The organism is Janthinobacterium sp. PC23-8, from assembly GCF_002250505.1.
Classification (GTDB): Bacteria; Pseudomonadota; Gammaproteobacteria; order Burkholderiales; family Burkholderiaceae_D; genus Janthinobacterium.
Genome location: NZ_NJGY01000002.1, coordinates 922,274 through 940,959, shown reverse-complemented (window position 1 = coordinate 940,959; position 18,686 = coordinate 922,274). Strand labels below are relative to the sequence as shown.

Annotated in this window: 15 protein-coding genes; 7 read left to right on the top strand and 8 right to left on the bottom strand. The window is 62.0% G+C overall.

From position 1 onward, the window contains the following. The first annotated feature begins 32 nt into the window (after nucleotides 1–32). Genes proW through CD932_RS19365 form a run of 4 tightly spaced genes read left to right on the top strand, consistent with a single transcriptional unit; the run spans nucleotide 33 to nucleotide 4,258 of the window. A complete protein-coding gene (proW, locus tag CD932_RS19380; RefSeq protein ID WP_094444376.1) occupies nucleotides 33–1,097 on the top strand; it encodes a glycine betaine/L-proline ABC transporter permease ProW in 1,065 nt (354 codons plus the stop codon). 49 nt (nucleotides 1,098–1,146) lie between these two features. After that, nucleotides 1,147–2,169, top strand: coding sequence for a glycine betaine/L-proline ABC transporter substrate-binding protein ProX (proX, locus tag CD932_RS19375; RefSeq protein WP_254926686.1), 1,023 nt, complete (start codon nucleotides 1,147–1,149; stop codon nucleotides 2,167–2,169). Between the two features lie 55 nt (nucleotides 2,170–2,224). Further along, the gene (locus tag CD932_RS19370) at nucleotides 2,225–2,977 is read left to right on the top strand and encodes an ABC transporter substrate-binding protein (protein WP_176461054.1); all 753 of its coding nucleotides are present in this window, start codon (nucleotides 2,225–2,227) and stop codon (nucleotides 2,975–2,977) included. Nucleotides 2,978–3,034: 57 nt separating this feature from the next. Then, nucleotides 3,035–4,258 (top strand): hypothetical protein, encoded by a 1,224-nt coding sequence (locus CD932_RS19365; RefSeq protein WP_254926675.1) that lies wholly within the window; start codon nucleotides 3,035–3,037, stop codon nucleotides 4,256–4,258. Between the two features lie 199 nt (nucleotides 4,259–4,457). Here CD932_RS19365 and CD932_RS19360 read toward each other — a convergent pair whose 3' ends face one another. Both CD932_RS19360 and trpS read right to left on the bottom strand, forming a co-directional pair. Next, nucleotides 4,458–6,044 carry a pyridoxal-dependent decarboxylase gene (locus CD932_RS19360; protein ID WP_094444374.1) on the bottom strand — a complete coding sequence of 529 codons (1,587 nt, stop codon included), beginning with the start codon at nucleotides 6,042–6,044 and terminating at the stop codon, nucleotides 4,458–4,460. Nucleotides 6,045–6,048: 4 nt separating this feature from the next. Then, complete coding sequence (trpS, locus tag CD932_RS19355; RefSeq protein ID WP_254926674.1) at nucleotides 6,049–7,122, bottom strand: tryptophan--tRNA ligase; 1,074 nt, start codon at nucleotides 7,120–7,122, stop codon at nucleotides 6,049–6,051. Nucleotides 7,123–7,410: 288 nt separating this feature from the next. Between trpS and CD932_RS19350 the strand changes: the two genes are divergently transcribed. Continuing rightward, complete coding sequence (locus tag CD932_RS19350) at nucleotides 7,411–9,348, top strand: CocE/NonD family hydrolase (RefSeq protein ID WP_094444373.1); 1,938 nt, start codon at nucleotides 7,411–7,413, stop codon at nucleotides 9,346–9,348. Between the two features lie 3 nt (nucleotides 9,349–9,351). On the opposite strand, the gene CD932_RS19345 is transcribed toward CD932_RS19350, so the two are convergent. The 3 genes from CD932_RS19345 to CD932_RS19335 all read right to left on the bottom strand — a co-directional run bounded on the left by CD932_RS19345 (nucleotide 9,352) and on the right by CD932_RS19335 (nucleotide 12,375). After that, on the bottom strand, nucleotides 9,352–10,188 hold the full coding sequence (locus tag CD932_RS19345) for an ABC transporter substrate-binding protein (protein ID WP_094444372.1): 837 nt from the start codon (nucleotides 10,186–10,188) through the stop codon (nucleotides 9,352–9,354). A gap of 130 nt (nucleotides 10,189–10,318) precedes the next feature. Then, the gene (locus CD932_RS19340) at nucleotides 10,319–11,599 is read right to left on the bottom strand and encodes an MFS transporter (RefSeq protein WP_094444371.1); all 1,281 of its coding nucleotides are present in this window, start codon (nucleotides 11,597–11,599) and stop codon (nucleotides 10,319–10,321) included. 116 nt (nucleotides 11,600–11,715) lie between these two features. Continuing rightward, nucleotides 11,716–12,375 carry an HD domain-containing protein gene (locus CD932_RS19335; RefSeq protein ID WP_094444501.1) on the bottom strand — a complete coding sequence of 220 codons (660 nt, stop codon included), beginning with the start codon at nucleotides 12,373–12,375 and terminating at the stop codon, nucleotides 11,716–11,718. A gap of 274 nt (nucleotides 12,376–12,649) precedes the next feature. Between CD932_RS19335 and CD932_RS19330 the strand changes: the two genes are divergently transcribed. Together CD932_RS19330 and CD932_RS19325 are read left to right on the top strand one after the other, a co-directional pair. After that, entirely contained in the window at nucleotides 12,650–13,135 is a 486-nt protein-coding gene (locus CD932_RS19330; protein ID WP_094444370.1) for a chemotaxis protein CheW, read from the top strand. Nucleotides 13,136–13,313: 178 nt separating this feature from the next. Next, on the top strand, nucleotides 13,314–14,885 hold the full coding sequence (locus CD932_RS19325; RefSeq protein WP_094444369.1) for a methyl-accepting chemotaxis protein: 1,572 nt from the start codon (nucleotides 13,314–13,316) through the stop codon (nucleotides 14,883–14,885). On the opposite strand, the gene CD932_RS19320 is transcribed toward CD932_RS19325, so the two are convergent. From CD932_RS19320 to mgtA, 3 genes are read right to left on the bottom strand one after another with little or no spacing between them, the layout of a single operon-like run. Then, on the bottom strand, nucleotides 14,877–15,353 hold the full coding sequence (locus tag CD932_RS19320) for a ribonuclease HI family protein (RefSeq protein WP_094444368.1): 477 nt from the start codon (nucleotides 15,351–15,353) through the stop codon (nucleotides 14,877–14,879). The genes CD932_RS19325 and CD932_RS19320 overlap by 9 nt on opposite strands. Continuing rightward, entirely contained in the window at nucleotides 15,353–15,691 is a 339-nt protein-coding gene (locus tag CD932_RS19315) for a hypothetical protein (protein WP_094444500.1), read from the bottom strand. Before CD932_RS19315 ends, CD932_RS19320 begins: the two co-directional genes overlap by 1 nt. A 36-nt stretch (nucleotides 15,692–15,727) precedes the next feature. Further along, nucleotides 15,728–18,427, bottom strand: coding sequence for a magnesium-translocating P-type ATPase (gene mgtA / locus CD932_RS19310; protein WP_094444367.1), 2,700 nt, complete (start codon nucleotides 18,425–18,427; stop codon nucleotides 15,728–15,730). Between the last annotated feature and the right edge of the window lie 259 nt (nucleotides 18,428–18,686).

Sequence of the window (18,686 nt, the reverse complement as noted above, 5' to 3'; positions counted from 1 at the left end):
TTCGAACAAGTTCAAATAAGGAGAAACTATTCATGAGCACTTCCATAGCGCAGCCCGTTGCACAGGCCGCCAGCGCGGCGGCTTCCGATGCCGCCAGCGCAGCGGTTTCCGATTCCGCCAGTGCGGCGGTTTCCGACGCGGCCATCGCGGCGGCGTCCGCCCCGGTCGACCAGTGGGGCGCGGCGCCGGCCGCAGCGAGCAATGATTTCCTGGGCGCAGCTCATAGTGCGGTGTCCACCGGCATCGACTGGTGGCATCCCTTCAATGACGCCGTGATCCCCCTGAGCGACTGGGTGGGCCTGGCGCTGAGCTGGGTGGTGACGCACTTCCGGCCGGCGTTCCAGGCGATACGCGTGCCGATCAACTATCTCCTGAGCAGCGTGGAGCTTGGCCTGCAATCGATGCCGCAACTGTTGATGTTGTTGCTGATCTTCCTGATCGCCTGGCGGGTGAACGGGCGCAAGCTGGCCATCGGCAGCGTGATAGCGTTTGTCCTCATTGGCCTGATCGGCGCCTGGTCGGAAGCCATGGTCACGCTGGCGCTGGTGCTGACCTCGCTCATCTTCTGCATCCTGATCGGGTTGCCGCTGGGGATCGCGGTGGCACGCAGCGACCGCTTGCAGGAGGTGATGCGGCCCGGGCTGGACGCGATGCAGACCACGCCGGCCTTTGTCTATCTGGTGCCGGTGGTGATGTTGTTCGGTATCGGCAACGTGCCTGGCGTGGTAGTCACCATCATCTTCGCGCTGGCGCCGCTGATACGCCTGACCAATCTGGGCATACGCCAGGTGCGTCCCGACCTGATCGAGGCGTCGCGCTCGTTTGGCGCCTCGCCGTGGCAATTGCTGGTGCGGGTCCAACTGCCGCTGGCGCTGCCCACCATCATGGCGGGGGTCAACCAGGCCCTGATGCTGTCGCTGTCGATGGTGGTCATTGCATCGATGATCGCGGTCGGTGGCCTGGGGCAGATGGTGTTGCGCGGGATCGGCCGGCTCGACATGGGGCTGGCGACGGTGGGGGGAGTGGGCATCGTGCTGATGGCGATCGTGCTCGACCGCATGACGCAATCGATGGGGCAGGTACGCAAAGGTGCCTGAACCTTCGTTCAATAAAAATTCGATGATGTTAACCAAGGGGGATGAACATATGAAACAAGGAATCATTGCGCGCGGCTTCATGCAAATGGGCTTCGCATCGGCAGCGCTGGCGCTGATCACGGGGGCGGCCGGCGCCCAGTCTCTGACACCCGGCAAAGGGGTGGTTGTGGTTCCCGTGCAGACGGCACAGCAGGAGGAAGCGTTCCAGACCAGGGTAGTGATCCAGGGACTGAAAGACCTGGGCTACGACGTCAAGCGCACATCGGAAGTCGAGTACGCCACCGCCCACGTGGCGATAGCCAACGGTGACGGCACCTTCATGGCGGCACAGTGGCAACCGTTGCAAGATCCGTTCTACCAGAGCGCCGGCGGGGATGAAAAGCTGGTGCGCAAAGGCGTGATCACCTCGAACGCGCTGCAGGGGTATTTGATCGACAAAAAAACCGCCGACAAATACAAGATCACCAATATCGCGCAACTGAAAGACCCGGCGATTGCGAAATTGTTTGACGCGGACGGTGACGGCAAGGCCGACCTGGCCGGCTGCACGCCGGGCTGGGGCTGCGAGAAAGCCATCGAATACCAGCTCGACGCCTACAAATTGCGCGCCACGGTGACGCACAAGCAAGGATCATATGCCGCACTGATGGCCGATGTCTTTACCCGCTACAAGGAAGGCAAACCCATCCTTTATTACACGTGGACTCCGTACTACGTGAGTTCCGTGCTGGTGCCGGGCAAGGACGTGGTTTGGCTGGAAGTACCGTTTTCTGCGCAACCGGACAATCCAGCGGTCAGCACGAAACTGCCTAACGGAAAAGACTACGGCTTCGTGGCAAATACGCAGCATGTAATGACCAGCAAGGCATTCGCACAGGCTAATCCTGCGGCCGCGAAGTTCTTCGAGCTGGTCAATATCGACGTGAATGACATCAATGCGCAGAATTTCCGCATGCATGAAGGCGAGAACACTTCGGCGGACATCGATCGTCACGTTGCCGCGTGGATCAAGGCCAAGCAGCGCATCTACGATGGCTGGCTGACGGCGGCGCGGGCTGCAGCAAAAAAATAAGGCCGCCTGCCGAGCGCTCCCCGGCGGATGTTCATTAATGTGGTCGGAGAAAAAAATGAAAAAAATCATTGCCGTAACAGCCTTCACGGTTTCACTGCAAGCGTTCGCGGCGGAGCCGGCAACCACCCTGCAGCTGGCCAGCCTGGAGTGGATGCCGTTTACCGGTGCGTCCCTGCCTGGAGATGGTCTGTCCAGCAGCGTCATCGCGGAAGTGGAAAAGCGGCTGGGCAACAGCATCAAGGTCAGGTTTTTCGAATGGAAGGAAGCGGTGGCCAAAGGCGAGGCCGAGCCCGGGTATGCCGGCTATTTCCCGGCGTATTACACGGCTGAAAGGGCGCAGACCAAGTGCTACCTGTCGCAGCCGATAGGAAAGAGTGAAACGGGAATCGGTTACCTGAAGGATGCGCCGGTGCCATGGAAAGCCACCAGCGACCTGGCGGCGTTCAAGATTGGCGTGGTGGAAGGTTATGCCAATAGCGCCGAGTTCGACGCCGCCGTGAAGCAGGGCAAGCAGCAAGTCGATACGGTCAGCAGCGATACAAATAACGTACGCAAGCTGGTGGGTAAAAAGATCCCCGGCATCGTCATCGACAAACTGGTGCTGCGTTACCTGACGATGCGCAGCGCCGCCAAGGACAGCGTGATGTTCAGTGATCATTTGCTGACTGAAAACACGCTGCACGTCTGCTTCCGCCGCACTGCGGCCGGCAAGGCGCTGCAGGAAGCTTTTGACGCCGAGTTGAAAAAAGTCGACATCGCCAAGCTGGAAGCGGCTTATCTGAAACGCCTGGAAGCGGGCGCCAAATAGTAGTGGATAATGCCAGTCAGAAATATTCTACGAAAAAATAAAATACCAGGGGAAATCATGCACGTGAATTTGATCAAAGGTTTTTGGTGCCGCTCGCTGTGCGCAGCGGCCATGCTGGCCAGCGTTACCGCATATGCCGAGGATGCGGCCCCGTCACCGGTGCAATCGCCACTGAGCATCGGCGGGGCGATCCGTTTTAATTACGTGTACAAGAATTGGCAGGCCGACCATCCCCACGGTTTCTTCGGGCTGGACACGGCGCGCCTGGACGTCAACTACGACGATGGCCAGTGGATCGGTTCCGCTCAATACCGCTACAACGACTACCCGAAGGGGCAGGGCGACTATAATCAGCATTTCCTGCATCACGGCTGGGTCGGCACGCGCTTTGCGGACAAGAGCACGGTGCACGTCGGGCTGGACAAGATTCCGTTTGGCCTGCAGCCGTTTGCCTCCAATAACTTCTACGAGTCGATCTCGTTTTACACCGGCTTTGAAGACACGTATGACCTGGGCGTGACGTATGCCAGCAAGCCTGGCCCGATGGAATGGCAGCTCGGTTTCTATCCGCGCGATGGCGGATCGTATGGCGGCAGTTCCAACACGGCCAGGAAATCGAACCGTTATTCGTACAATATCGTTGCGGACGAGAGTGCGCAGGGCTATGGCACTGGTCAAAAGGACAGTGAGCACAATACCCTGGTCGGACGCGTCGCCTGGCACGTCGGTCCCGGTGAAAAGCAGGAGGTCGGCTTGTCCGCCCTGACCGGCGAAATCGACAACGGCGCCAACCAGACGTCGCGCCGCAATGCGTTCGCGGTCCACTACAAAGGCACTTTTGGTCCGGTCGGCATCATGCTCGAAGCACTGCGCTACAACTACAATACCAGGCATACGGCTAGCCAGACCTACGGCGGCCTGGATCCGAACAGCTTCGTGATGCTCGGTGCATTCGGCTATCCGTATCCGGTGGCGGCCAAGGGCGATATCTTTATCGCCAACGTCAGCTATGACATTGCGGGGTCCATCGGTCCGTTCACCGGGTTCAAGATTTACAATGATTTCAGCATGCTGAAAAAGCGTGTCGGCAACTACAAGGACTCGCTGCAAAACGTGACCGGGATGAGCTTTAGTGCCGGCAAATGGTACTTCTACACCGACTTTATGGCGGGCAGGCACCAGCCCTACATGGGACCGGATTTTGGCGGCCTTGCCTCGACCCCGGCCAAGTATGATGGCGTCAACCATCGGGTCAATTTGCAGGCTGGGTACTATTTTTAGTGGACTGCAACTGAGGCCTGCCCGCTTCCGTCAAGGCGGCGATGCGGGCGATCAAAGCGCAAGCCTTTGATTTAACGATGCGTGATGAACAGCCTGCAAAGCCGCTGGAATTGGATGGGGCGGATGTGAACTGTCCGCAAGTTGCTGGCGTCGGAATGGATGCCAGCAACGCCCTACCTAACAGGAAGGCCTCGCCGCGTCAGCCCAATTGCTCCACCAGCGCCTGCCCGATGGCGCGCTGTTCGCCGAGGATGGCGCGCAAGTGCTGCGGCCCGGTATTGACGTTGGTCATCACCACGCGCAGCACGGTGGTGGGGCCAGGATAGCGCGTCGATTCGAGCACGGTGCGCGAGACAAAACTCTGGCCTTCGGCCTTCTGCCGGTTCTGCAGCCTGGCGTTGAGAGTGTTGAGCTGCTGGTTCAGCGCCAGCGCCGCCTCAAGCTCGCCAGCGGCCAGCAACAGGTCCATGCGCTGGCGCAACTGCGTGGGCACATAACGGTAGGTCAGGATAAAGGTGTCGGAACGCGTGACCAGCTCGAAGTCCTGCTGATCAATCAGCAGGTCCTGCATCTGCTGGCTCAAGGTGGCCGCCTGCCGCAGCAAGGTGGTATAGCCCGACACGCCCAGCACCTTGAACGAAGTCCACAGTTTCAGGGCGTCAAAACGGCGCGAGCCTTCCAGCGAAGTCTGGCCCAGGTCGCCCGAGTTGTCGCGCAAAATGTAGTTGGCGTTGTGTTTCAGCAGGTTCAGGCTGGCGCTGCTCTTGAATAACACCATGCTTTGCGCCATCGGCACCCACAGCAGTTTATGGCCGTCGATCACCACCGAGTCGGCCAGTTCGATGCCCTGGTACAGAGGGCGGTATTGCTCGGCGACCAGCAGGGCGCCGCCCCAGGCCGCGTCGACATGGAACCAGATCGCTTCGCGCGCGGCAATGGCGGCCATTGCCGCCAGCGGATCGATGGCGCCGGTTTCGGTGGTTCCCGCGATGCCAACCATGGCGATGATTTTGATCTTGCGCGCCTTTAGCTGCGCAATCGTCGCTTCGAGCGCGTTGAGATCGATGCGGTTGTCGCGCTCGACCGGCACCAGGTGCAGCGCCGCCTCGCCGAGGCCCAGGCTGGCGAGCGCTTTTTTGATGGAATAATGGCTGCGCGCCGAGCCGATCACGGCCAGGCCGGCGTGGCCGGATTCTTGCATGGTGGCAAACAGGCCGCGCTTGCGCGTGCCGGGCAACTGCTGTTCCAGCGCCACGGCCAGCGCCGTCAGGTTGCCCATGGTGCCGCCGTTGACGACATTGCCCAGCGCGCCGCTGGTGGCCGCCATGGCCTGCGTGTAGACGGCGTCCTCGTGCCGGTACACCTGGCGGTGCAGCCAGCCCAGGAGCTGCTTTTCGATCAGGGTCGAGACATACGCCGTTTCGATCTTCACCTGGTTCTGGTTCAGCGCGGCCGTGAACGCCTCGGCCAGCACGCTGATCCAGGGCAGGGCCTGCGTCATGTGGCCGATATAGCGCGGGTGGTTCAGCTGGGCCGTATTGGCCAGCACCGTGCTGTCGAGTTCTTGCAGGAAGGCCATCACCGGCATGCCGTCGGCAGGCAGCTGCGTGTCGGACAACTGCCCCAGCAACTGCTCGAATGGCAGGTGCGGATACGGCACTGCGCGCGCGCCGGCCAGCCAGCCGCCGAGCATGGCCAGCGCCTGTTGCAGGGGTGCCGGCGCCTGCTGCAGCGCATCGATGGAAAAATGCTGCTGCAGCAGCTGTTCGATGGTGGTCTCGCTCATTGCATCAGAAATAGTTCAGGCCCAGCGCCGACTTGACTTCATCGGCCGTGCGGGCCGCCACTTCACGCGCGCGGAAAGTGCCTTCTTTCAACATCTGGATGACTTGTCCCTTGTCCTTGGCGAACTCTTCGCGGCGCGCGCGGATCGGCGCCAGCAGTTCCTGCAGCACCACTTCCAGGCGCTTCTTGACGATGCTGTCGCCCAGGCCGCCGCGTACATAATGGGCTTTCATTTCGGCCAGGGCGGCCTTGTCCTGGTCGAAGGCATCGAGGTAGATGAAGGCCACGTTGCCTTCCAGATGGCCGGGGTCGGCCACGCGCAGGTGCAGCGGGTCGGTATAGACTTTTTTCACGGCGGCCGTGATTTCGTCCGGCGTGGCGCCCAGGTTGATGGTGTTGCCCAAGGACTTGCTCATCTTGGCCTTGCCGTCGATACCGGGCAGGCGGCCGATTTCCGGCACCAGCGCCTTGCATTCCATGAGCACTTCGCGGTGGTACATGCGGTTGAAGCGGCGCACGATTTCATTGGTCTGTTCGATCATCGGGATCTGGTCTTCGCCGACCGGCACCACGCCGGCCTTGAAGGCCGTGATATCGGCCGCCTGGCTGGCCGGATAGGTGAGGAAACCGGCCGGGATGTCGCGTTCGAAGCCGCGCAGGCGGATCTCTTCCTTGACGGTCGGGTTGCGCTCGAGGCGCGCCACGGTGACGATATTGAGATAATAGAAGGTCAGCTCGGCCAGTTCGGGAATCTGCGACTGGATGAAGACGGTGGTCTTGGTCGGATCGATGCCGACGGCCAGGTAGTCGAGCGCCACTTCCACCACATTGCGGTGGACCTTGTCGATATCGTCCATATTGTCGGTCAGCGCCTGGGCGTCGGCCAGCATGATGAATTGCCGGTAGTCGTGCTGGTACGTCACGCGGTTGCGCAGGCTGCCCACGTAGTGGCCCAGGTGCAAGGGGCCTGTCGGGCGGTCGCCCGTCAGGATCACGGACTGCGAGGCGATGGCGGCGGCCGACAGCGGCGCTGCCGCTTCGGCCGTGTCTGGGGTATCAGGGGTATTTGGCAAGCTCATCAAGTTTCCTTTCGAGCCGCCTTGTCGGGATGATCCAGGATTTTCCTGTTACGCCACCGAGCGAGGCGGCGTTGATCAAAATCACATCACTATGCAGTGGCCGCGCGGAGTGAGCGGGACCACCAATTCGAGCAAGCGTGTTGTGACGGGATAAAATTCATGGCGGTATGGTTGCAGTTTGACAGCTGTCTGTCAAGCTGCCCGGCGATTTATCTGCCGTGATCGTTTTGCATAACAGGTATTATTGCTTGTTGGCTATTCTTGCCTGTTCTGCTGAATGGAGTTCACATGCGTGTCGCACCACCTCTCCGGCTTGCCGGTCTTGCCCTGATGACTACCCTGGCCGTGCCGGGCTTTGCACTGGCGCAAACGCCGCCGATGACGCCCGATATCGGCAGCAAGCTGGTCATGCCCGACCTGAACGACTATGTCAGGCGCGTGGTGATGATCCCGATGCGCGACGGCGTCAAGCTGTATACCGTCATCGTGCTGCCGAAGGGGGCCAAAAGCGCGCCGATCATGCTCACGCGCACGCCGTATAACGCGGCGCGGCGGGCCCAGCGCGCCAACAGCCCCAGCATGCTGGCGACCCTGCCGCAGGGCGACGATACCCTGGTCGAGAACGGCTATATCCGCGTATTCCAGGACGTGCGCGGCAAAAATGGTTCCGAAGGCGACTATGTGATGACGCGCCCGGTGCGCGGCCCGCTCAACAACACCAGGGTGGACAATGTCACCGACGCCTGGGACACCATCGATTGGCTGGTGAAAAATATTCCCGAGACCAATGGCAAGGTCGGCATGCTGGGCTCGTCCTATGAAGGCCATACGGTGCTGATGGCGCTGGTCGAGCCGCATCCGGCGCTGAAGGTGGCCATTCCCATGAGCGCCATGGTCGACGGCTGGCGCGGCGACGACTGGTTTCACAATGGCGCCTTCCGCATGCCCAGCTTGTCCTACCTGGCCTGGCAGACCAGCGTGCGAGGCAGCGCCGAGTCGCCCGTGCTGGGCATGTACGACGATTACGAAGCGTATTTGCGCATCGGTTCGGCCGGCGACTTTGCCAGAAAATTCGGTATCGACAAGCTGACGTACACCAAAAAACTGTTCGAACACCCGGCCTACGACAGCTACTGGCAGGAGCAGGCGCTCGACAAGATCCTCGCCAAAAGGCCCCTGACCGTGCCGACCATGCATGTGGTGGGGCAGTGGGACCAGGAAGACATCTACGGCGCGTACGCCACCTATGCGGCAATGGAAGGCAAGGACCAGCGCAACAACCTCAACTACCTGGCGATCGGCCCGTGGCGCCACAGCGGCGTCAACTACGAAGGTTCCAGCCTGGGTGCGTTGAAATTCGACGGCGACACGGCGCGCCAGTTCCGCGAAAAGGTCATGCAGCCCTTCCTGAACCAGTACCTGAAAGATGGCGCGCCGGAAGCGCACACGCCGCCCGTGCTGTCGTACCAGAGCGGCACCAACCAGTGGCAGCGATTGCAGCGCTGGCCGCTGGCCTGCGAGAGCTGCGACACCAAACTGACGCCGATCTACCTGCAGGATGGCAACCAACTGGGCTTCAATGCGCCGGCCGGCGCGCCGGACGCCGCCACCGGCGGGTTCGACGAATACATGGCCGACCCGGCCAAGCCGGTGCCGTTCGTGCCGCGCCCCGTGCGCCTGAACGATGGCGAGGTGTGGAAGCCGTGGCTGGTCAGCGACCAGCGCGGCTACGCCGACCGCACCGACGTGCTCAGCTATGTATCGGCGCCATTGAAAGAGGCCGTGCACATCGCCGGCGCGCCGGTGGTCAATCTGTTTGCCAGCACCAGCGGCAGCGACGCCGACTGGGTGGTCAAGCTGATCGACGTGTATCCGGACGAAGTGCCGGCGCAGCCGGCCATGGGCGGCTACCAGCTGGGGGTGGCGATGGATATCTTCCGCGGCCGCTACCGCGACAGCCTGGAACACCCGACGGCGATACCGTCAGGCAAAGTCGAGCGCTACCGCTTTGCGCTGCCGAACGCCAACCACGTGTTCCTGCCCGGCCACCGCATCGCCGTGCAGATCCAGTCGAGCTGGTTCCCGCTGTACGACCGCAATCCGCAGACCTTCGTGCCGAATATCTTCCTGGCCCAGCCGGGGGACTATAAAAAGGCGACGCAGCGCGTGTATCACGGGGCGGGAAGCGCCAGCGCGGTCGAATTGCCGATCGTCGCCAACCAGTAAGGCCTAGCGCGGCCGTATGCTCATGGACAGCAATTCGGTGCGGTGGTTGCGCTGGAAGCTTTCCATCAGCATGCCCGAACGGCCGGCTTTTTCCAGCAGTTCGCGCAGCACCGCCTGGTCGTTCGCAGTGAGCGACTTGCGCGAGATATACGCGCCGGTGTGACCCCATGGCAGTTCGGGTAGCGCTTCGAGGCGCAGGCGGTCGGCCAGGCCATTGACGCGTGCATCGTTTTGCACCGCGCCCGACAATATCGTGGGGTTCATGATGGTGGCGTCGATAAAGCCGCTTTGCATCAGGCGCGCAATCGACAGGGCGTCGACTTCATAGAACAGCCGGCCCTGGCTGCCCAGTTCCCTGGCCAGCGCCTGGTAGGAGTGGCCGTAGTCGTAGCCGCGCACCAGCGCCACCCTCAGGTCGCGCCGTTCGAGCAGTTCCTGCATGCTGGTGACCGGTTCGCGCCCGCCTTGCAGGGTAATGAGCAGCGGGCGGTTGCCCAGCAGGGGAATGAACAGCCCGTGCTGGTCGCGGCGTGGCGTGCTGCTGGCCGGAATCAGGAGATCGGCCTTGCCGGTTTCAAACAGCGCTTCCAGGCGCGCGCGCGGCACCACACTGAACACGAAGTTGCATCCCATCTTGGCGCCCAGGGTGCGCAGCATCTCGGGATAGATGCCGTTGACGATGGCGCCGGCGCCGACCACGCTGACGCCGATCTGCGACACGGGGACCTGGATGTCGCGCGAGCACTCGGCCCGGGCCGGCATGGCCAGCGCCAGCACGGGCAAGGCCAGCGACCATGCGGCCGCGGTACGGCGCCAGGCGCTGTAATCAAAGTCAGTCATACCCATCCTTGCTTGCGATCGGCTTGCGCTTCGGTAAGGCGCGGCCGATTGTGCGGTTTATCTGCGATCTTGTGTCTTATTGTAGCCCAATTTCCGTCATTGTTTCTTTATGGCAATTTTATGCGCAGGTCTATTTCGAGGCGGAAACCACCAGGCGCGCGTCGCGGCGCGCCTTGAAGTAACGCCATGCCACGATCATGCCCAACGTCTGCATGGTGGCGCAGACAAAAAAGGTGCTGCCGATACGCCAGTCATCGGCTGGCAGATGGCTCACCTTGCCGAGGATCAGGCTGCCCAGCAGCGGCATGATGATGATGCCCAGGCTGCCGATCGACTGCAAGGACCCCATCAGTTCGCCCTGTTCGCCGGCCGCCGACCCTTTCGAGATAATGCCCTGCAGCGCGGGGCCGGCGGCGAAGGCCAGCAGGTTGCACAGGATCAGCGCATACATCATCCAGCCCTGCGTGGCCAGGCCGTACAGCAGATAGGTGAGGGCGCCCGAGGCCATGCCCAGCAGCGACAAGCGTATTTCGCCGAGGCGCTTGACGAGGATGCCAAGCAAGCCTGCCTGCACCACTGCCGCGCACAGGCCGACGCAGAACAGGGCGAAGCCGTTCTGGCGCGGCGACCAGTCGAAGCGGAAATGCGTGTACAGCACCCAGGTGGTGTTAAGCATCATTTGCGCAAACGTCATCAGGCCGAAGGCCAGCACCAGGCCACGGATGTCCACGCGGCGCACCAGCTTGATCAGGGCGGCGAACGGGTTGATGCGTGCCAGCGTGAACGGCGCGCGGGACGCCTGCACCAGCGACTCGGGCACGAAAAAATAGCCATACACGAAATTGGCGGCCGACAGGCCGGCCGCGACAAAAAACGGCAGTTGCAGATTGATATCACCCAGCAAGCCACCCAGCATCGGGCCGCAAATAAAGCCCAGGCCAAAGGCGGCGCCAATCTTGCCGAAGCTCCTGGCGCGGTTGTCCGGCGTGGAAATATCGGACGCATAGGCCGATGCCACCGACATGCTGGCCGAGGAGACGCCGCCGATGACGCGGCCGATAAACAGGCAGGCCAGGTTTGGCGCCCAGCCGGTGACGAGGAAGTTGACGCACATGCCGGCCATGGAATAGAGCAGCACGGGGCGGCGCCCGACGCGGTCGCTGATGGCGCCCAGCATGGGCATGAAAATGAACTGCAGCAAACCAAAGACGGCGGCCATGATGCCATACCAGAGCGCTTGCTGGTCCGGGCCGTCGACAAAGTCGCCGATCAGGATCGGCAGCACCGGCACCACCAGGCCGATGCCCAGCATGTCGATGAAGACGCAGACGAGGATGAAATTGAGATTGCCGGCACGCGCCGACGCAGGTGCGGCGGATGAGGGGGAGTCGGGCGTGGCGTGGTCGGTCATGCAAGCTTTCAGCGCGCACCGTGCCGGCGTGAGGGCCGCAGGGCTGGGATGGTCAGGTTTTGTATTATAGACAGCGCGCGCCGCGCTGGCTATCGCTCGCTTATTGCCCCTTTACATCAGGTGCTGGCCGTGTCCGTACCCCATTCCTCGGCAAAGGTGGCGCGGAAATCGAGCAGGATCTGCAAGCGCCGTTCGGCCAGCGCGCGTCCCGCCGCCGTGCGCATCTTGCCGGGCAATTTGTCGAGCTTGGTGACGATATGATCGAGCGAGTATGCCTTGTCGTCGAGCGGGCGGTGCAGGGCCAGCGGATCGCTGCCATGGGCCAGCGCGCTGCCCATGCGGGCGGCCGTATAAAACATGCGCGCCAGGCCCACGGCGCCGAGCGCATCGATGCGGTCGGCGTCCTGCACGATTTGCGCTTCGATGGTGTTTGGGGTCAGGTCGGCGGAAAAGCTGTGGGTCTCGATCGCGTGGGCGACGGCGGCCAGCTTTTCTTCAGGAAAACCCTGTTCCGCCAGCTGGCGGCAAGCCAGCACGGCCGCCTGGCGCGAGGCGAGGTGGCGTTGCGGATGGTTCTTCGGCAGGTTGACCAGGTCGTGCAGATAGCAGGCGGCCATCACCACCAGCGCGTCGGCCTCAAGGTGTTCTTCCAGCAGCACGCCGGCATTGCGCCATACGCGGTGCAGATGGTTGATGTCGTGGGCGCTGTCGTCGCCCAGGCTGGCGGTGGCCAGCACCACCAGGCGCGGCCGCCATTGTGTGGTTGAATCATGCATGGAGTTGTCCGGCGTGAAAAAAACAGGCGCCAGTGTGGCACAAAAGTGCATCGCGCGACGCCGCTTGCCTTTTTTAGTGCATGTAAATTTCACATGAGGTAATATTGCCATACGGAAATTAGCCATATCAGCTAATTAAAACGCATTGTTTATAAAAACGGCAGTGACGGCACATCCAGCCGCTGCTGCCTTGTGTCATGGAAACGATGTGCACGCATGTCGCCACCGGCGCCAGCGGGGTGACCAGCCCAGGGCGTTTTTTGAAAGGAATAGCATGAATAGCAGCAGCGAAACGGGTGGCGTCGCCAAGGCCGCCGAATACCTGGCCTTTACCCTGGGCCAGGAAGAATATGGCATCGACATTCAAAAAGTGAGCGAAATTCGCAGCTATGAAACGCCGACCCGCATTGCCAACGCACCGCAGTTCGTCAAGGGCGTCGTCAATCTGCGCGGCATCATCGTGCCGATCGTCGACATGCGCATCAAGTTCAACCTGGGCACGCCCAGCTATGACCAGTTCACCGTCGTTATTATTCTCAACATCGGCAACCGCGTGGTTGGCATGGTGGTCGATAGCGTCTCCGACGTGACGACCTTGCTGCCCGAACAGATCAAGCCGGCGCCGGACATGGGCAGCTCGATCAATACCGAATATGTGATTGGCCTGGGCACCATCGACGAGCGCATGCTGATCCTGGTCGATATCGACCAGTTGATGTCGAGTGCGGATATGGGCCTGATCGACAAGCTCGCTGCCTGACTGAGGTCAGTCCCCAGGCAAATTTCGGGGCCCCCGTCTGACGTCAAATTTTTTGCCAGACGGTGCGCATCCATGCGTGCCGGTCTGCAACACTGCCACATTCCCCTCTTGCCCTTCCCTGGTTTTTCTTCTACCTTGTTTCTCTGACGCAAACTGCGTCGCCTCCCGGGATAATCATATGAATTTATTAAGAGACGTCAGCATCGGTATGCGCCTGGGCCTGGGTTTTGCAGGTATTTTGTTGTTTTCCATACTGATCACCGGCATCAGCGTCTTGCGCTTGCACAACGTGGCGACCGACACGCGCCTGATGATGGAGCAACCGCTGGCCAAGGAACGCTATATTTCCGACTGGTATGGCAAGATCGACAGCGGCATCCGCCGCACTGCGGCGATTGCGCGCAGCAGCGACACGACACTGGGCGCCTTTTTCGCCGACGAAGCGAAGGCCTCGTCGGTTGTGTCGGGCGAGCTGCAAAAGAAAATCGAAGCCTTGCTGTCGACGCCGGAAGAAAAAGAGATGTTTCGCCAGATCAGCGAGATGCGCAAGGCTTATATCATTTCGCGTGACCAGATCTACAAGATGAAGAAGGACGGCCAGTTCGACGAAGCGAAGGTGGTGTTTGATGCCGCGTTCCTGCCGGGTTCGGCCAAGTTCCTGAAAGTCACGCAGGATTTGTTGCAGTACCAGCGCACCAGCATCGACGCCACCGCCCATGATATCGACGCAATGGCCGTCGCCAGCCGCAACCTGCTGCTGTGCCTGGCCGTGCTGGCGCTGGCTTTCGGCGGGGTGTGCGCATGGCTGCTGACGACCAGCATCGTCCATCCGCTGCGCGCGGCCGTGAGCGTCGCGCGCCGCGTGGCCGCCGGCGACCTGACGGCGCAGATCGACGCCAGCGCGCAGGATGAAACCGGGCAATTGCTGTTGGCGCTGAAAGACATGAATGCCAGCCTGCTGCGTATCGTCGGCGAAGTACGCAGCGGCACCGACAGCATCGCCACCTCGTCGACGCAGATCGCGGCCGGCAACCAGGACCTGTCGAGCCGCACTGAACAGCAGGCCGGTTCGCTCGAAGAAACGGCGTCATCGATGGAAGAACTGACCTCGACCGTGAAACAGAACGCCGACAATGCGCGCCAGGCCAATCAGCTGGCCGCCTCGGCCGCGCAGGTGGCGGTCAAGGGCGGTGAGGTAGTGGCGCAGGTGGTCGGCACCATGGAATCGATCAACAGTTCTTCGAACAAGATCGTCGACATTATCGGCGTGATTGACGGCATCGCCTTCCAGACCAATATCCTGGCCCTGAACGCGGCCGTGGAAGCGGCGCGCGCCGGCGAGCAGGGGCGCGGCTTTGCCGTGGTGGCGTCCGAAGTGCGCAACCTGGCGCAACGCTCGGCTTCCGCTGCAAAGGAAATCAAGGCCCTGATCGGCGCGTCCGTCGAGCAGGTCAATGCGGGCAGCATGCTGGTCGCCCAGGCCGGCTCGACCATGAACGATATCGTTGCCAGCGTGCAGCGCGTGAGCGACATCATTACCGAAATCACTGCCGCCAGCAGCGAGCAGAGCGTGGGCATCGACGAGATCAACCGGGCCATCGGCCAGATGGACGCGGTCACGCAGCAGAACGCGGCTCTGGTGGAAGAGGCGGCGGCCGCCGCCGAATCGATGCAGAACCAGGCGCACAAGCTGGCCGAGGTGGTCAGCGTGTTCAAACTGGATGAGCGCAGCGCGCTGGCGCTAAGGTAAGCTGGCGATTGCCAGCTGCGACAAGCGGTCCGCCTCGCCATTGCGGTGACGCGGTATCCAGCGCAAGCTTACCTGCGGCAATTGCTCCATCAAGGCCAGCACGGCGGTGCGCTGGCTTGCCAGGCCTTGCGCCGTCCTGGTGGTGCCCAGCACATCATTGATCACCACCTGGCTGTCGCCGCACAGCAGCAGCTGCTTGGGCCGCAGCGGCACTGCCGCCCGCAGCAAGGCCGTCAGCGCCGCATATTCGGCGTCGCTGCTGTCGCCATCACCGGCCGGTTCGCTGATTTCGATGCGCTCGCCGTTTGGCCCCAGCAGCAGGGCGCCGATGCCCAGCCGGCCTGGATTCGGATGCGCCGAGCCGTCAAACCAGCCGCGCCAGGCCAGCGCTCCGCCCTCGTCCTGGTGTTTGGCCGCATGCCGCTCGCGCCGTAGCTGCGCCTTGCGCGCGGCAACTTCCGATACCATTATCTGATGAACAGCAGGTCGACCAGCGCCGCGATCCAGCAGGCGACCAGCACGCCGACGGCCAGCTGCATGCCGGGGCCGTCGTTGGCGGACAGGGCCGCCACTTTTTCGGTAATCAGCTGCACGTCCAGCGGCAGGGCGCCGCTGTTGATCTGGTCCATGATCTGTCCGGTGCGCTCCATGATATTGCGGATCACCAGCAGCAGTGCCAGCAGCGACGGCAGCAGGAACAGCGCGCCGCGCGCCTTGCGTCCCAGCAATAGATGTCCGGTGCCGGGAAACACCAGGGCCGACAGCAAGATGGCCTTGGGCCGTTTGGAAGAGAGTGTGCCGCTCATGCGCGCCTTCACGGTGGTTACAAGCGGCACATCATACTATTGCCAGCCGAACTTGCGCAGATAAACGCGTTTCATCAGCGTCGTCAGCACTGTGTAGGCCACCAGGATGGCCAGCAGCCACGGGAAGTAGGCCAGCGGCAGCGCCTGCAGCTTGAAGTAGCTGGCCAGCGGCCCCATCGGCAGGAACACGCCGACCGCCATGATGGCCGTGGTCGCCACCAGCAGCGGTACCGAGGCGATGCTGTCGATAAAGGGCAGCTTGGGCGTGCGGATCAGGTGCACGATCAGGGTCTGCGTCAACAGGCCCACCACAAACCAGCCCGACTGGAACAGGGTCTGCTGCGCCGGCGTATTGGCGCCGAACACATGCCACATCAAAATAAAGGTGCTGATGTCGAAGATCGAGCTCAAGGGGCCGAAAAACACCATGAAGCGGCCGATGTCGCGCGGGTTCCAGCTCAAGGGCTGCTGGATCAGTTCGGCATCGACATTGTCAAAAGGGATCGCGATCTGCGACACGTCGTACAGCAGGTTCTGCACCAGCAGATGCAGCGGCAGCATCGGCAAAAACGGCAGAAAGGCGCTCGCCACCAGCACCGAAAACACATTGCCGAAGTTCGAGCTTGCCGTCATGCGGATATATTTGAGCATATTGCTGAACGTACGGCGCCCTTCCAATACGCCTTCTTCCAGCACCATCAGGCTTTTTTCCAGCAGGATGATATCGGCCGCTTCCTTGGCGATATCGACCGCCGAATCGACCGAGATGCCGATATCGGCCGCGCGCAGGGCCGGTGCGTCGTTGATGCCGTCGCCCATGAAGCCGACGATATGGCCGTTGCCGCGCAGGGCGCGCACCAGGCGTTCCTTGTGCAGCGGGCTCAGCTTGGCAAACACCGTATGGCTTTCGGCCGCCTGCGCCACTTGCGCGTCGTCCATGTCGTCCAGTTGCGGTCCCTGCAGCACGCCTTGCACCGCCAGGCCCACTTCGCGGCAGATCTTGGCCGTCACCAGATGATTGTCACCGGTCAACACTTTGACCGTCACGCCATGCTGCTTGAGTGCGCGCAGGGCCGGCGCCGTCGATTCCTTCGGTGGGTCCAGAAAAGCCACATAGCCTATCAAGGTCAGTGCGGTTTCGTCGGCCACGCCATACACGGTTTTATGCGGCGGCACTTCCTTGACGGCCACGGCAACGACGCGCAGGCCTTCGGCGTTCAGGCCCTGGGTGGTGGCCAATACTTTGTCGAGAAGCAAGGTGTCCAACGGCACGTCCACGCCATCGAGGCGCAGATGGCTGCAGGCAGCGAGCATTTCCTCGACCGCGCCCTTGCAGATCAGTTCGTGGTGATCATTGCGTTCCGACACCACCACCGACATGCGGCGGCGCACGAAATCGAACGGGATTTCATCGACTTTCACGTAGTCGCGCGCCAGCTGCATTTCCGTCTGCAGCTGCACATGGTCGAGCACGGCGCGGTCGAGCAGGTTTTTCAGGCCGGTCTGGTAATGGCTGTTCAGATAGGCGAACTGCAGCACTTCGTCGGACGGGCGGCCGAACACGTCGGTATGGCGTTCGAGCACGATCTTGTCCTGCGTCAGGGTGCCGGTCTTGTCGGTGCACAGCACATCCATGGCGCCGAAGTTCTGGATTGCGTCCAGGCGTTTGACGACCACCTTCTTTTTCGCCAGTTTCACGGCGCCCTTGGCCAGGGTGCTGGTGACGATCATCGGCAGCATTTCCGGCGTCAGGCCGACTGCCACCGACAGGGCGAACAGAAACGCTTCCATCCAGTCGCCCTTGGTCCAGCCGTTGATCAGGAACACCAGCGGCGCCATCACCAGGGCAAAGCGGATCAACAGCCAGCTGACGCTGTTCACGCCCGCCTCAAACGCCGTCGGCGTGCGTTCGGTCGCCGTGACGCGGGTGGCGATGGCGCCGAAATAGCTGCGGTTGCCGGTGGCCAGCACCAGCGCCGTGGCGGCGCCCGAAATCACATTGGTGCCCATGAACAGCAAATTGGCCAGGTCCATGGGGTTCTTGCCGTGGGCGTCCACCACCTCGGTCAGCTCGGCCATCTTTTCCACCGGCAGCGATTCGCCCGTCATGGCCGACTGGCTGACAAACAGGTCCTTGGCGGTGAGCAGGCGGCAATCGGCCGGGATCATGTCGCCGGCCGACAGCACGATGATGTCGCCCTGCACCAGCGCGCGGATGGCCAGTTCCATCTGCTTGCCATCGCGCAGCACGGTGGCGGTATTGCCAACCATGGCTTTGAGGCGCTCGGCGGCGCGGTTGGAGCGGCCTTCCTGCACGAAGCGCAACAGGGTCGACAGGATCACCATGCTGCCGATGACAATGGTAGCCTTGGCGTCTTCGGTCAGGTAGGAAACGATCGCCAGCACGGTGAGCAACAGGTTGAACGGATTCTTGTAGCACAGCCACAGATGCTGGTACCAGGCCAGCGGCTTTTCGTGCTCGACCTCATTCGGGCCGGTCTCGGCCAGCACGGCCTGCGCTTCGTCGTCGGACAGGCCCGCTTCGCGCGTGGACAGCCGTGCCATCGCGTCGGGCAAGGCTTCGGTGGCGGCGGCCAGCAACTGGCGCGCCAGGTGGTCGGGCACAGGTACGGTCCGGGCGGTGCTGTTTGCCAAAGGCATGGCCTGGCGGCGGAAGTGGCCGGCCGTGTGGCGCTTGCGCAGGAACGATTCGAACAGACGGGTGAAGAGGGTCATGGCTCTTCCTTTCAGGCGAAAGATGGTTGCAGCGGGAACAGACATGCAGGCCGTGCGGGCGCGGCGAGTGGGGTAGTGCGTTGTAGCGTTTGATGGCAGATCATCACCGTTCTCCTGTCGAGGCAGGGAGGTCAGGCGAGACTTGTCGCCGCGCACCGGCAAGATGCCAGCTGCGGACGGGCTCAATAGCCGTGCGTCAGGACAATCAATGGTCAGGAAGGAAGTGCGCGGCAGTCAATACTGGCGCAAACCACACCTT